This window comes from Peptoclostridium sp. AF21-18 (genome assembly GCF_003478825.1).
Taxonomy (GTDB): Bacteria; Bacillota; Clostridia; order Peptostreptococcales; family Peptostreptococcaceae; genus Peptacetobacter.
On sequence record NZ_QUGE01000023.1, the window covers coordinates 1 to 15,603 of the forward strand.

Annotated in this window: 14 protein-coding genes and 1 other annotated feature; all 14 genes read left to right on the forward strand. The window is 28.7% G+C overall.

Features of this window, described 5'->3' with window-relative positions; all coding sequences use genetic code 11:
• Positions 1-273 precede the first annotated feature (273 nt).
• Positions 274-1,641 carry a TrkH family potassium uptake protein gene (locus DWX74_RS08775; protein ID WP_118549636.1) on the forward strand — a complete coding sequence of 456 codons (1,368 nt, stop codon included), beginning with the start codon at positions 274-276 and terminating at the stop codon, positions 1,639-1,641.
• 35 nt (positions 1,642-1,676) lie between these two features.
• A complete protein-coding gene (locus DWX74_RS08780; protein ID WP_118549637.1) occupies positions 1,677-2,348 on the forward strand; it encodes a potassium channel family protein in 672 nt (223 codons plus the stop codon).
• Positions 2,349-2,351: 3 nt separating this feature from the next.
• Positions 2,352-3,146 carry a TrmH family RNA methyltransferase gene (locus DWX74_RS08785; protein ID WP_006440759.1) on the forward strand — a complete coding sequence of 265 codons (795 nt, stop codon included), beginning with the start codon at positions 2,352-2,354 and terminating at the stop codon, positions 3,144-3,146.
• A 59-nt stretch (positions 3,147-3,205) separates the two neighbouring features.
• Positions 3,206-3,442 (forward strand) — a binding site (T-box leader).
• Between the two features lie 82 nt (positions 3,443-3,524).
• Positions 3,525-4,544, forward strand: a complete 1,020-nt coding sequence (gene pheS / locus DWX74_RS08790; RefSeq protein WP_006440760.1) for a phenylalanine--tRNA ligase subunit alpha — start codon at positions 3,525-3,527, stop codon at positions 4,542-4,544.
• Between the two features lie 27 nt (positions 4,545-4,571).
• The gene (gene pheT, locus DWX74_RS08795; protein ID WP_118549611.1) at positions 4,572-6,965 is read left to right on the forward strand and encodes a phenylalanine--tRNA ligase subunit beta; all 2,394 of its coding nucleotides are present in this window, start codon (positions 4,572-4,574) and stop codon (positions 6,963-6,965) included.
• A gap of 30 nt (positions 6,966-6,995) precedes the next feature.
• Positions 6,996-7,607 (forward strand): cell division protein ZapA, encoded by a 612-nt coding sequence (gene zapA, locus DWX74_RS08800; protein ID WP_118549612.1) that lies wholly within the window; start codon positions 6,996-6,998, stop codon positions 7,605-7,607.
• Between the two features lie 166 nt (positions 7,608-7,773).
• Positions 7,774-10,203, forward strand: coding sequence for a DUF3656 domain-containing U32 family peptidase (locus tag DWX74_RS08805; protein ID WP_118549613.1), 2,430 nt, complete (start codon positions 7,774-7,776; stop codon positions 10,201-10,203).
• A 1-nt stretch (position 10,204) separates the two neighbouring features.
• Positions 10,205-10,687, forward strand: coding sequence for an NUDIX hydrolase (locus DWX74_RS08810; RefSeq protein WP_118549614.1), 483 nt, complete (start codon positions 10,205-10,207; stop codon positions 10,685-10,687).
• A gap of 116 nt (positions 10,688-10,803) precedes the next feature.
• On the forward strand, positions 10,804-10,941 hold the full coding sequence (locus DWX74_RS11095) for a hypothetical protein (protein WP_158573253.1): 138 nt from the start codon (positions 10,804-10,806) through the stop codon (positions 10,939-10,941).
• Positions 10,942-11,318: 377 nt separating this feature from the next.
• Entirely contained in the window at positions 11,319-12,035 is a 717-nt protein-coding gene (locus tag DWX74_RS08815) for a LytR/AlgR family response regulator transcription factor (protein ID WP_118549615.1), read from the forward strand.
• Positions 12,035-13,381, forward strand: a complete 1,347-nt coding sequence (locus tag DWX74_RS08820) for an ATP-binding protein (RefSeq protein WP_118549616.1) — start codon at positions 12,035-12,037, stop codon at positions 13,379-13,381. The genes DWX74_RS08815 and DWX74_RS08820 overlap by 1 nt, the downstream gene beginning before the upstream one ends.
• Before the next feature lie 497 nt (positions 13,382-13,878).
• Positions 13,879-15,132, forward strand: coding sequence for a radical SAM/SPASM domain-containing protein (locus tag DWX74_RS08830; protein WP_158573254.1), 1,254 nt, complete (start codon positions 13,879-13,881; stop codon positions 15,130-15,132).
• 54 nt (positions 15,133-15,186) lie between these two features.
• Entirely contained in the window at positions 15,187-15,351 is a 165-nt protein-coding gene (locus DWX74_RS11100; protein WP_158573255.1) for a hypothetical protein, read from the forward strand.
• A gap of 15 nt (positions 15,352-15,366) precedes the next feature.
• Positions 15,367-15,537, forward strand: a complete 171-nt coding sequence (locus DWX74_RS11105) for a hypothetical protein (RefSeq protein ID WP_158573256.1) — start codon at positions 15,367-15,369, stop codon at positions 15,535-15,537.
• Positions 15,538-15,603: the final 66 nt, after the last annotated feature.

The window sequence follows — 15,603 nt, forward strand, 5'->3', positions numbered from 1 at the left end:
TACTGTCATAAGAACACCTTTTAAAGGTGTTCTATGGCAGTATTTTTTTATGTTTTTTGTGCTTAAACTTAACAATTGATTGTATTCGATAAGGTTGTTTTTAATTGTAAATTAGAATATAATATATTAATGACATTTAAAATAATTAGTTAGAACTTAAAATAAAAATAAAAAATAAACATAAAATAAAACTGTGTCAGCGGACACAAAAATAAAGTTATATCAAAATGTATAATTTTATGATGTTAGGAGGTATGAAGGAAATTGAAAACGATGCTCAAAAGAGTGGCTTCTTATGGAAGTGGAATGCAGCCGACTCAGGTAATGGTAATCGGATTCGCAACGGTTATATTAGTAGGAGCTATAATATTAAATTTACCAATATCTACTCAAGATGGGGAAAGTATAGGATTTTTAAATGCACTATTTACGGCTACATCTGCGGTGTGTGTAACAGGGCTAGTAGTAGTGGATACGTCTACTTATTGGAGCTTCTTTGGACAGCTAACGATAATAATGCTTATACAAATAGGTGGACTTGGATTCATGACGGTTACGACGATGTTTGCACTTATAACGGGGAAAAGAATAAATTTAAAAGAAAGACTTTTAATACAGGAAGCATTAAATCAGAGAGATTTATCTGGTATAGTAAGACTTACTAGATATGTACTTATGATGACATTTACTATAGAGGGGATAGGAGCACTTATACTATCTACTAAATTTATACCAATGTTTGGATTTGTAAAGGGCACATGGTTTTCAATTTTCCATGCAATTTCTGCATTTTGTAATGCAGGATTTGACCTTATGGGAGCTACAGCGGGTAAATTCACATCTATAGTATGTTTTAACAATAGTTATTTAGTTATGCTTACAATTTCAGCATTAATAATACTTGGTGGGATTGGATTCCCAGTTTTACTAAATATAATCAGAGAAAAAAGATATTCAAGATATAATATACATACTAAAGTGGTTATTTTCACTACTATTTCGCTTATAATAGTGGGCACAATTACTATTTTAGCTATAGAGTTTGATAGACCAAGTACTCTTGGAGATATGCCTCTACCTCAGAAAATTGTAAATGCATATTTCCAGTCTGTTACATCTAGAACAGCAGGATTTGCAAGTATAGATCTTACTAAGCTTAGAGAAAGTACACTATTTGCAATGATAATTCTGATGTTTATAGGAGCAGCACCAGCATCTACTGGTGGAGGTATAAAAGTTACAACACTTGCAACACTTTTATTATCTGTTAAGAGCCTTATCCTAGGAAAATCAGATATAGAAATATATGAAAGAAGAATAAGCTCATCAACAGTTAGAAAAGCGATGGTAATATTTGTAGTTGGGATAAGCTTTGTTGTAATAGGAACATTTTTACTATCTGCAACACAGGAACAATTTACATTAACAGCTGCAGCATTTGAGGTTGCATCTGCATTTGCGACTGTTGGGCTTAGTATAGGTGGAAGTCCTACACTGACACCTATAGGTAAACTACTTATAATAATGTATATGTTCGCAGGACGTGTTGGATCACTTACAATATTTATGGCATTTATGTCAGGCGGTTCTAAAAAAGTTCAGCCAGTTAGATATCCTGAAGGAAGTTTAATCGTAGGATAAAATTTTTAGGGTTATTAGGAGAAGAGAAAATGAGTATGAAACAGTATATAGTAATTGGATGCGGTAGATTTGGTGCATCAGTTGCATCTACAATGCATTTATTAGGCCATCAAGTTATGGCAATAGATAAAAATGAAGATATAATACAGAATCTTTCAGATAAGGTAACACATGCAGCAATAGTCGATGTTACAGATGAGCAGGCTCTTAGATCTCTTGGTTTAAGTAACTTTGATGTTGCTATAATTGCTATAGGTTCAGATATAAGAGCATCTATAATGGCTACACTTATAGCTAAGGAAATGGGAGTAGAAGAAATTATCTGTAAAGCTAAAGATGAATTACAAGCTAAAGTTCTTTATAAAATAGGTGCAGATAGAGTTGTATTCCCAGAGAGAGATATGGGGGTTAGAGTTGCACACAACCTAGTATCAAACAATATACTAGACCATATAGAATTGGACCCAGAATATTCTATAGTTGAAATAGTTGTTCCTAAAAAATGGGTTGGTAAATCTCTTATAGAACTAGAACTTAGAAGTAGATACGAAATAACAGTACTTGCAATAAAGAGTGGGAAAGAAATAAACGTAACTCCATCTCCAGAAGAAAAACTAGAGGGTGGAAATATACTAGTAATAATAGGTAAAAACTCAAGTATAAGAGATATAATAAACCAGAATATTGAAACTGTAGGGAGAAGATAGTATATGGTAGAAATAACTAGTAAAGACAATGAAAAAATAAAAAGTACTAAACTTCTTCTTAAATCAAAAAATAGAAATAAAGAGAGTAAATTTATAATAGAGGGATATAGAATTCTTACTTTAGCATTTGAGCAGAAGGATATTATAGATTACGTCTTTATAAACGAGGATTTTGAAAATAAAGAAGAACACAGAAAGTTTTTAAAAGAATTAGAAGATGCAAATATAAAAGTATATAAGACAACTAACAAGAATTTTAAAGATATGGTAGATACTGAAAATACTCAGGGGATACTAGCTGTTGTTTCTTATGAAAAGAAAACTCTTGAAAAAAATCTAACTGACGACGATAAATATATCATAGTCCTAGATAGAATTCAGGATCCTGGAAATATGGGAACAATAATAAGAACAGCAGATGCAGCTGGAGCTGATGCAATAATAACTTTAAAAGGATGTGTTGATATATACAATCCAAAGGTAATAAGATCTACAATGGGATCTATATTTAGCATGAATATAATTCCTGCAGAAAGAGATGAGATGTTATCTACATTAAAATCAAAAGGAATAAAAATAGTATCTAGTTGGCTTAATACAGAAAACTGGTATGATACTGTAGATTATGGGAATAAAGTTGCGCTTGTAATAGGAAATGAGGCAAATGGTATAGATGATGTCATAGCTGAAAACTCTGATTTACTTGTAAAAATACCTATATACGGAAGTGCAGAATCTTTAAATGCTGCAATAAGTTCTGCAATTCTAATGTACGAAATTAAAAAATCACTTGTCTAAAATGTTGACAATGTGTTATAATTATGAAGAATTGTAAATATAATTACAAAAATTTCAAATAATTAATGTTGATAGAGAAAAGTACTGTGAACCATTTCAGTAAAGAGATAGATTGTCGTTGGCTGTGAGCAATCTTCTGAGATATCATAGGAAGTTCGCTCTGGAGTTTCTAAGCTGAAATCTTATGATGTGTAGGTTTGGACGTATAAGATGCGTTAAATCTTTTGAGGTGGTCTAATTAAAGTTTATTAGGCTACTAGGGTGGTACCGCGGAATTATAGTCTTTCGTCCCTAGCTGGGATTGAAAGACTTTTTTTATGCAAATTATGAAAATAAGAAAACTAAGAAAAATTATTAAATGAAAGGGTGATATTAAAGATGCAGGAAAAACTTCTTGAATTACAGAAAAATGCATTAGCTGAAATAGCAGAGGCAGACAGTATAGAAAAAGCTGAAAGTCTTAGAGTTAAATACCTTGGTAAAAAGGGAGAACTTACAATAATATTAAAAGGAATGGGAAAATTATCTGCTGAAGAAAGACCAGTAGTTGGTAAAGTAGGTAATGAAGTTAGAACAGCTATAGAAGAAGGAATAAACAACGCTAAAACTGAGCTTAAAAAAGCAGAACAGGCTAAAAAATTAGCAGAAGAAGTAATAGACGTTACAATGCCTTCAAAAGAATTTAAAGTAGGTAAAAAACATCCTATAACTAAAATAATAGATGAAGTAACTGATATATTCATAGGAATGGGATTCTCAATAGCAGAAGGTCCAGAAGTTGAAACAGTTAGAAACAACTTCGATGCACTAAACGCTCCAAAAGATCATCCATCAAGAGATATGTCAGATACATTCTACATAAATGATGATTTATTATTAAGAACACAGACTTCTCCAGTTCAGATAAGAACTATGGAAAAAGAAGATTTACCAATAAAAATAATAGCTCCTGGAAGATGCTTTAGATCTGACTCTCCAGATGCTACACATTCTCCAATGTTCCATCAGATAGAGCTTCTAGTTGTTGGAAAAGACATAACAATGACAGAATTCAAAGGAACTTTAAACACATTTGTTCAGAAATTATTCGGAAGTGAAACAAATACAAAATTCAGACCTCACAATTTCCCATTCACTGAACCAAGTGCAGAAATAGACGTAACTTGCTTCAAATGTGGTGGTAAAGGTTGCCCAGTTTGTAAAGGAGAAGGTTGGATAGAAATATTAGGTGCAGGTATGGTACATCCTAACGTACTTAGAAACTGTGGAATAGATCCAGAAGTTTACAGTGGATTTGCGGCAGGTATGGGTGTTGAAAGACTTGCAATGCTTAAATACGGTATAGATGACATAAGATTATTATTCGAAAATGATGTTAGATTCTTAGATCAGTTCTAATTTGATTAAATAGGGAGGAAAAAGTAAATGTTAGTATCAGTAAAATGGTTAAGAGATTACGTAGATATAGATATGGACGTAAAAGAATTTGCCGATATGATGACAATGACAGGGACTAAAATGGAAACTGTTGAATACTTCGGTGAAGATATAGAAAATGTTGTAGTTGGGAAAATATTAGAAATAAACCCACATCCAAATGCGGATAAATTAATAGTAACAAAAGTTGACGCTGGAGAAAAAGTTCTTCAGATAGTAACAGGAGCAAAAAATGTAAAAGTTGGAGATTATATACCTCTAGCAATACATGGTGCTAAACTTCCTGGTGGAATAAAAATAAAAACAGGAAAATTAAGAGGCGAAGTATCAGAAGGTATGATGTGTTCTGCAGCTGAACTTGGTATAGATGAAAAATATGTTGAAGAATACAAAAAGAACGGAATATTCCTTCTTGATTACGAAGATAGTTATGAAACAGGTAAAGATGTTAAAGAAGTTCTTGGTATAAATGATGCAGTTATAGATTTCGAATTAACATCAAATAGACCAGACTGCAGATGTGTAATAGGTATAGCTAGAGAAGCAGCTGTAACAGTTGGTAAAAAAGTTAAATACCCAGAAGTATCTGTTAAAGAAGAAGCTGACGAATCAATAGATTTCGATGTACAGATAGAAAACCCAAAATTATGTAGAAGATATGCTGCTAGAATAGTTAAAGATGTTAAAATAGCTCCATCTCCATACTGGATGCAGAGAAGATTAATAGAAGCTGGTGTAAGACCTATAAACAACATAGTAGATATAACTAACTATGTAATGTTAGAAATGGGTCAGCCAATGCACGCATTTGACTTAAGTGATATAGGAACTGGAAAAATAGTTGTTAGAAATGCTGAAGAAGGAGAAAAATTCGTTACTTTAGACGAACAGGAAAGAACTCTTGATAAAGATATGTTAGTTATAACTAATGGAGAAAAATCTTTAGCTTTAGCTGGTGTAATGGGTGGATTAAACTCAGAAATAAAAGATACTACAACTGAATTATTATTCGAAAGTGCAAACTTCCAGGCTGAAAATGTAAGAGCGACTTCTAAAAAATTAGGACTTAGAACAGAATCTTCTTCAAGATTCGAAAAAGGTATAGATCCAAACTTAGCAGAACTTGCTGTAAACAGAGCAGCTCAGTTAGTTGAAATGTTAGGTGCAGGTAAAGTATTAAAAGGTATAGAAGATAACTATCCTTCAAAACCAGAACAGAAAATACTTACAGTAAATCCTAAGAGAATAACAGCTAGATTAGGAATAGACCTTCCAATAGCTCAGTTCATAGAAATATTAGAATCATTAGAATTCGAATGTGACTTAAAATCTGCTGAAGAATTAGAAATAAGAGTGCCTTCATTCAGATTAGATATGGAACAGGAAGCTGATGTTCTTGAAGAAATAGCAAGAATATACGGATTCGAAAATATACCAGCTAAACAGTTAGAAGGTAACTACACAGCAGGTATAAAAACTGAAAGACAGAAATTCAACGATATACTAAAATCTACTGCTCTATCAACAGGATTATATGAAGTACTTAGCTACTCATTCGTAAGCCCATCAGGAGTAGATAAAATAAAATTACCTGCAGATTCTCCAAAGAGAAACTTTGTAAAACTTTTAAATCCACTTGGAGAAGAAACTTCTGTAATGAGAACTACAATGATACCAAATATGCTTGATATAGTATATACTAATATGTCAAGAAAGAACCCAGAATTTGCTGGATTCGAATGTGGACATGTATTTGTACCAAGTGAAGAAGGACTTCCTTCAGAATTAAATCATATGTGTATGGCAATGTATGGAAAAGAAGTAGACTTCTTCGTACTAAAAGGCGCAGTTGAAAAAGTTCTTGAAAGAGCAGGAATGAAAGAATACGAAATAATACCAGAAAAAGAAAACACTACATTCCATCCAGGTAGATGTGCTAAAATAGTATGTAATGGAACATTAGTAGGTTACTTAGGAGAAGTACATCCTGATGTACTTGAAAACTATGGATTAACTCAGAGAGTATATGTTTGTGAAATAGACACAGATGTAGTATTTGAAAACTCAGACAGAACAATAATATTCAAATCTCTTCCAAAATATCCATCTACATCAAGAGATATAGCACTTACTGTAAAAGATGAAGTATATGTAAAAGATATAGAAGATATAATAAAAGCTAACGGAGAAGGATTAGTTGAAAGTTATAGATTATTCGACGTATACAGAGGATCTCAGATAGAAACTGGATATAAATCTGTAGCATACAGCATAACTTATAGAAGTGCTGAAAAAACACTTACTGATGATGACATAGCACCAGTTCATGAAAACATATTAAAAGAATTAAGCGAAAAATTAGGTGCTGAATTAAGAGCTTAATGAAAAGTAATCATTAGGGGGTTGAAACCGATGAATAAGGTAACTGTAAAAATACAGGGAGCTGAATATCAGATGACAGGAGATAAGCCTGTTGAAAAAATGAAACAGATAGCTGACTATGTAGACAGTGAAATGAGTACAATAGCTGAGGCGAATTCAAGACTTAGTATATCAGCAGTATCAATACTTACAGCTCTAAACATAGCAGATCTTCTATTTGAATGCTCTGAAGAAAACCAGGAAATAGCTAAAGAGCTTGAAGAATTACAGGCAAATGCAGAAATTGGGATAAATTCTGAGGCTGCAAAAGAATTAGAAGAAAAAATAGCATTAAAAGACCAGGAAATAGAAGAGTTAAAAAACGGGGTTGAATCTAAAAACTCAGAACTTGAAGAGCTACAGAAAAGAATGGCAGAACTTATGGAAATAGTAGAAGAAAAGAAAAAAGAAATCTTAGAACTACAGAATCCAGAAGTATGCCAGGAAATGAATGTAGATGAAAGAATAAAAGAGCTAGAAGAAAAATTAGCTGAGGCTAATAAAAAGGTAGAAACTGCTGAACAGATAGCATCTGAATTCCAGAACAATGCCTACGAACTTCAGCTTGAAAATACTGAGCTTAAAAATAAATTAGACAAATAACGCAAATGTATTGCAAAAAGAGTCGCTTGATACATATAATATATGGAGCGGCTCTTTTTTATGCCGATTTTTAAGTAAAAATAATTGTTTTTAAAAAGAGATTAATATTAGATAATTGTTGAAATGTTGAAATAAAAATTATGATTTCAATAAGAAGGAGGAAAAGATGAACAAAATAGAACTTCTTGCTCCGGTTGGAAGCTTTGAAGCGTTAAAGGCAGCTGTTCAAAATGGTGCAGATGCAGTTTATTTAGGTGGAAAAGATTTCAGTGCTAGAGCATCTGCAAATAATTTTGATAGAGAAGAACTACAGGAAGCGGTTAAATACTGCCACACAAGAGGAGTAAAACTATTTATAACAGTAAATACATTAATAAAACAGAATGAGGTAGAGGACTTTATTGAGTATATAAAATTTTTATACGATATAGATATAGATGCTGTAATTGTGCAGGATATAGGTATGGCAATGCTTATAAAAAGAGAACTTCCAGACTTTGAAATACACGCAAGCACTCAGATGGCAGCACATTCATTAGAAGATGTAGAGTATTTAAAAAGTATAGGATTTGACAGAGTTGTCCTTGCTAGAGAACTAAGTGCACCTGAGATAAAAGAAATTTGCTCAAAAGTTAAGGTTGATATAGAGGTATTTGTGCATGGTGCATTATGTGTATGCTATTCAGGTCAGTGTTTAATGAGTAGTATGATTGGAAATAGATCTGGCAATAGAGGTAGATGTGCACAGCCTTGTAGACAGAAATACGAATTAATAGATGTAGAAACAGGAGAAACTGTAAACACAAATGGGGAATACCTGCTAAGTCCTAGAGATTTAAACACTATTGAAGAAATTGGAGAAGTAATAGACGCGGGTGTATTATCTCTAAAAATAGAAGGAAGAATGAAAAGACCTGAGTATGTTGCAACAGTTGTATCTGCATATAGACACGCAGCAGATAACTATATAGCTACAGGAAAAACTGGTGTAACTACTGAAGACATGAACGAGCTTTATACAATCTTTAATAGAAAATTCACTAGAGGATATATACTTGGAGAAAAAGGTATAGACATAATGAACTCTGAAAAACCAAACAACAGAGGTTTATATATTGGTAAGGTAGTAGATTTTAATAAGAAAAGAAAAAGATTAAAGATAAAATTAGAAAATACTCTTAAAAAAGGCGATGGAATAAACCTTGGTGGAGGAACTATAGGTAGAATAATCAAGGGAAATGAGATAAGTGAAATAGGATTCGCTGGAGAAACTATAGAGCTAGACTTTGTAGGAGAGGCTAGAAAAAATCAGGATGTTTTCAAAACATCGGATAACTCTTTAATAGAAAGGGTAAAATCTACTTTTGAAAGCGATAAAGAGTTAGTAAAAACTCCTGCTTATATGAGATTTAAGGCTTATATAGGTGAAAAACCTATACTTGAAATATCTGATACAGAAGGTAATTCTGTGCTAGTTGAGGGAGAAAAAGAGGCAGAAAAAGCTATGAAGGTAGTATTATCTGAAGAAAAGGCAAAATCTCAGCTTGAAAAACTTGGAAACACTCCTTATGAGTTAGAAAATATAGAACTAGATATAGGTGAAGATGTTAGTATTCCCGTAAGTATGATAAATAAAATGAGAAGGGAAGCTATAGAAAAATTATCTGATTCAAGAGAAGTTGTAAAAGGAAGAAGTCTAAAAGATAAGGAAATAAACTATTCTATAAAAGATAAAAGACCAGAGTATTTAGAAGAAGAGCCTAGAATAAGAGTTAAGGTTAAAAATTTAGAACAGTTAAAAGCAGTTGCGGATTTAGAAATAGATACAATATACTATGAAAACTTATATGATTTCGCTGAAGCTAAAAAAATAGCTGTAGAAAACGACAAGAAAATAGTATACTCTGCACCTAGAATAATGAGAAATCCTGACTACAAGGTATTTGATAAGATAATAGATGAAATAACTGAAGAGGATTCTGTACTTGCAGCGAGCTGGGGAGAAATAAAATTCTTTACAGAAAACTGTGGATGTGGAATAAGAGCAGATTGGTCATTAAATGCATTCAACGGAGAGAGCATGAATTGGCTTAGAAATAGTGGAATGGAAAGTATATGTATATCTCAGGAAATGAATGTGAGTGAAATAAAAGAGTCTATAAAACACACAGATGCTGAAATAGAAACAGTTGTATACGGATACGTACCTATGATGATAAGTGAATACTGTCCAATGGGTGTACTTGTAAGAAACTGTAAAAAAGACAAAAGATGTGCAGAATGTAGAAAAGATAAATATATGTTAGAAGACCAGAAGGGAAGCCAGTTTAGACTATCTCAGAGCGAATTCTGTAGAACTACAATATACAATTCTGAACCTACAATAATGCTTGAAAATCTTGAAGATGTTGCAGAAACTGGTGTGGACTTCTTTAGATTAGACTTCTCGCTAGAAACACCAGAAGAAGCTAGAGAAATAGCTAAAGCATATATGGAAACAACAGAAAACGACTTTGAATTAAGCAGTACTGCAAAAAAAGTGTTAAATAAAAACAGAAATTACACAACTGCTCACTTCTACAAAGGAGTTGAGTAATATGAATAAGACAGTACTTACAACTATTTGCTATATTGAAAAAGATGGCAAAACACTTATGCTTTATCGAAATAAAAAGAAAAACGACGTACACGAAGGAAAGTACGTTGGGATTGGTGGAAAATTTGAATTTGGAGAGACTCCGGAAGAATGTATAATCAGAGAGATTAAAGAAGAAACTGGATTAACTGTAAATTCTTTAAGATATCATGGACTTATTTCTTTCCCTAAATTTGCAAATGATGATAACTGGTACATGTTTATATTTAGCTGTAGAGATTTTGAAGGAGAGGTTCCTGAGGATAGATTGGATGATTGTCCAGAGGGTAGACTTCTTTGGGTTGATAACGATAAGGTTATGGACTTAAATATGTGGGATGGAGATAGAGTATTTTTAGAGTGGGTAGCCACTAAGAAGGTGTTTAATGCAAAAATTGAATACGAAGATGGAGAATTAAAGAGATATAATGTGGATTTTTATTAATAAAATATTAGATTTATCCAGATAGGCAATAATAATACCTAGTTGGGCAAAATAGAATAATTATAAAAAAATAAATGCTATAATATCAGTAACATAAAATGAAAGAGGTAAAAATTATGAAATATAAAAAATTAATATCATTATTTTTAGTTACTATTATTACAGCATTATCTTTTACTCAAGTATTTGCTAATGAAAATACTGTAAAACCACAAACTGTGGATCCACTTAAAAAATCTGTACTTAGAAATTAAAGGCGGGGATGTCAAATGAGTAATAATATAAAATTAAAATTAATTTTGTTATCAGTAATATCTATCTTAATTTATTATATTCCACAAAGTATTTTAAAATCGACAGCCCTAATACCAGATACAGCAAAATATGAAGTTATTTTTAGTATAATAAGCATATTGTTAATATTATTTATATTTTCCTTATTTATAATATTTATAACTGATATAAATAAAAAATTATAGATTAATTAAATAATATTTTTACTGGAGAAAACAAGAAGAGTGAAATACTTTTCTTGTTTTTTTTGTAACAATATTGTAAATTATAGCATATGAAAAAGGACTATAATATAAATATAGATATTTTTATGAAAAAATTTGGATGGTGATAAAATATGTATAATATAGTTATTTGTGAAGATAATAAAGAACAAATAAAAATAATACTAAATTACTTAAGGATAATATTTGAAAATATAGATGATAATTATAATTATAATATTAATATATTTAATTCAGCAGAGGAAATGTTGGAAAAAAATATAGATGATGTAGATATATTTTTATTAGATATAAAAATGAAAAAAATGAGTGGAATGGAAGCAGCTCAAAATATAAGAAGTAGAGGTATTAATTCTGAAATAATTTTTTTGACTGGACTTATAGAGTATGCTAAAGATGGATATAAGGTAAGGGCGTATAGATATATATTAAAACCTATAAAATTTGATGAGCTTCAAGAAAGTATTTTGAATTGTATAGAAGAAATAAATAAAAATAAAAGAAAGTATTTTCTAATAGATCAAAATGGGAAAATAGAAAAAATAAAAATAGATTTAATAAAATATATTGAGATAAATAGAAAAGAATTAATAATTCATTTAGTTGATAAAAACATTATTTATTCTTGGAAAAGTATAGCAGAGTTTGATAAAAAATTAGAAAAATATGGATTTTTTAGAGTACATAAAAGTTTTTTAGTGAATATGATATATATTGATTTAATAACAAATGATGCCGTTATTATTGGAGAAGATAAAGTTCCTGTTAGCAAATATAGAATAAAAGATTTGAAACAAAAATTTACTAGATTTATAGGGAGAAAAATATAATGGAGAATATATTTTACTGCGAATTGATTAGAATATTTTCTAGTGTATTTGATATATTAATTTTTATGGTTATAATAAATAAATTTGAAAGTAGAGTGAAAAATAAAAGAGAATTTGCCTACTCGAATTTATTATTAATTTTAGTTATAGTTATAGAGTCTATTTTTAGTAAAGATTTATTTTTAAGATTATTTATAAACATATTATTTGTAAGTATGAATATTAGATATAATTATAATATAAGATTGCAAAGATTATTTTTTATAATATTTATTTATAGTTTATTTATTATAGGAATAGATTCATTAGTAACGATATTTTTAATGAAGGTTCAAAATATAGAAAGAATAAATTTATTATTTAATAATTATATTTATTTTATACAGTATTTTGTTGTTACGAAGGTAATACTAGTTTTAAGTTTACTAAAAATAAAAAAAGAACGTTGGAAATTTGTATTTGACTTAGAAAAAGAAGAATATTTAAAATTTTTATTGCCTGTAATAGTAAATATTGTTAGCATAGTGATAATATTTGAATTTTTGATGACTAATACAATAAAGTACAATTCTAATTTTATAACAATTTTAATTTTAATAATATCAGCTATAATTTCAAATATAGCTATAATAAAAATGATTATACGAATATTAAAAAACAATAAATTAGATTATGAAAATAAGTTGATAAAAGAAAAGTTAAATATGCAGTACCAATATTATAACTCTATGCAAAAGAATTATTCAAAAGTTAGAGAAATATACCATGATATGAATAATCATATTATGTGTATAGAAAAATTAAATAGTATGGATAGGAAAAAATATATAAATGAAATAAAAGAAAAATTAGAGGATGTAAAAAATAATTTTCATACTAATAATTTAATATTAGACATTATACTTATGGAAAAAGAGGAAATATGCAAAGAATATAATATAAATTTATATGTAGATTTAAACTTAAAAAAGTGTGATTTTATAGAAATGACAGATATATGCACTATATTTTCTAATTTGCTTGACAATGCTATAGAAGCTAGTAAAAATATAGAAGATGAAGAAAATAAAAAAATATTTATAAAAGATACTATAGTAAATAAATTTTATTTAATAAAAATAGAAAATAATAAAAAAAATATAATTATAAAAAAAGAAAATAGAATTATTACTAGTAAAAAAGATGATTTTTTGCATGGACTAGGTTTACAAAGTGTAAGAAATGCAGTTGAAAAATATAATGGAAATATGGATATAAATGATAGCGAAAATGTATTCGAGATAATAATCTATATTCCATTAGTCCAGATAAGCAATAATAATACCCAGATAGGCAAAATATATTGAATAGTTTAAATTAAGATGTTATTTTGTAAACAAGGATTTTGAAAGAAGATAATTGTTTATAAGGTGATATCTTTTTTTTATAAAAAAATTATTAATGAAAAGAGGTGTATTTATAAAGATGGATAAAATAAAATCTTTTAATTATAAACTTGATGACTTTTTCCAAAGGAATAAATTGATATCAAGTATAATAATATTTATTCCATTTACATTAATTTTAATTAAAAATATAGGTATATTATCAGAAAATAATAATCTAAGTATATATATTGTTTTAAGCATTATAGCGTATATTGTTTCAGCGCATAGCAATATTAAAATTTATAAATGGATATCTATTTTAAATTTAATTTTAAGTTTTTCAATATATACATTAATAATATTTCCTTTATTATTTTTTATTAATATTTTGGAATTATTTTCTTATATTTCACCTTATATTTGTATGATTTTAATTTTATATCTTTCAAAAATTAAATAATAAAATGGAGGTAAAAATGAAATTTTCACAGTTTAATATTGAACATAAAATTGAAAATAATATTTTATTATATAATACATTTAGTTCAGGAATTCTTTTAATAGAAGAAGAAGATTTGAATGAGTATAAAAATATAAAATTGGATATTGATAAAAATGAATCCTTATTAAAAAAAGAATTGATAAAGGGAAATATGATAGTAGAGGATTCTTTGAATGAAGTAGATTTAATAAAATATTATAGTAATATATTGAGATATAAAAATGAAGGATTATTTTTAACTATAGCACCAACTCTATCATGTAATTTTGTATGTCCTTATTGTTATGAAAAAGGTGTGGATTTTACAACAATGAATGAAAATACAATAGAAAATACTTTGAAATTTATAAAAAACAATATAAAAAAAGATGAACCGTTAAGTATAAGCTGGTATGGTGGAGAACCGCTTATGGCATTTAATATAATTGAAAAATTAACAAATGAAATATTAAAGTATGTTAATATAGAAAATTTTTCTGCAGATATAGTTACTAATGGATATTTACTTACAAGAGAATATGCTAAAAAAATGAAAGAAATGAAGATAAACTCAGCTCAGATAACATTAGATGGACCTCCTAAAATACATGATTCTAGAAGAAAACTTTCTTCAGGTGGAGGTAGTTTTGATAGAATAATAGAAAATATAAAAAATAGTTGTGATTTAATAGATATAACAATAAGAGTTAATTTAGATAATACAAATAAAGAAGGAATAGATGAATTAGTAAGTATACTAAAAGAAAATGATATATATGATAAAGTATTTTTATATATAGCAAAAGTAGAAGATTTACTTAATGAAAACAATATTAATATATTGAAAGAAGAAGAATTTACTGAATATAATAGTAGATTTTTAAGAAAAAATAAAAATTTTAGTAATATATCTGAATTTAATCCTAATATTTGTGGAGCTGTAACTAACAACTCTTTTGTAATAGATCCAAATGGGAATCTTTACAAATGTTGGGATGAAATAGGTAGAAAAAAAGGATGTATAGGAAATGTAACAGATGGAATAGAGCTTAACAATACAGTAATTTATTATGGAGCTTATAATCCAGTTGAAGATAATCAATGCAGAAAATGCAATTTATTACCTATATGTATGGGAGGATGTCCTTATTTAAAGAAAATGTATGGTAAAAATGATTGCTTTGAAAAAAAAGATATAGTTATAAGAAAAATAGAAAATATTTACAAGCAAAAGTTAGGGTATAATTAATTTAAATTGTTATAAAACTAACCTTATAGCTTAAAAATATAGGAGAAAATAAATATGAAGTGGATTTCAGAAGTAAATACATTAAATAACAAAGATAGTAGACTAGGTGGAGGACCATCTCCATGTGTACCACATAAACCATGTAAATTGACATTATGTCCTAATTTATGTATAGGCAAATCTGTTTGTGGTAGACAAAATAATTGTATAAAAAAATAACGGAGGATTAGCAATATGAAATGGATATCAGAAAGTAAAAATTCAATTACCGGTAAAGTAGATTGCTTTTTTGTATTTAATGAAGGTGTTAATACAGAGCAAGAAAAAGGTAAATTAAAAGGATGTATACTAAACTTTAATTGTAAAACACAGAATAACTGTGTAAAAAAAGGAAGAAAACTATAAAAATATATTTAGCTATAGGGTTAGTTTTACATAATGAAAGAAGTGATTTATATATTAAGTAAAATA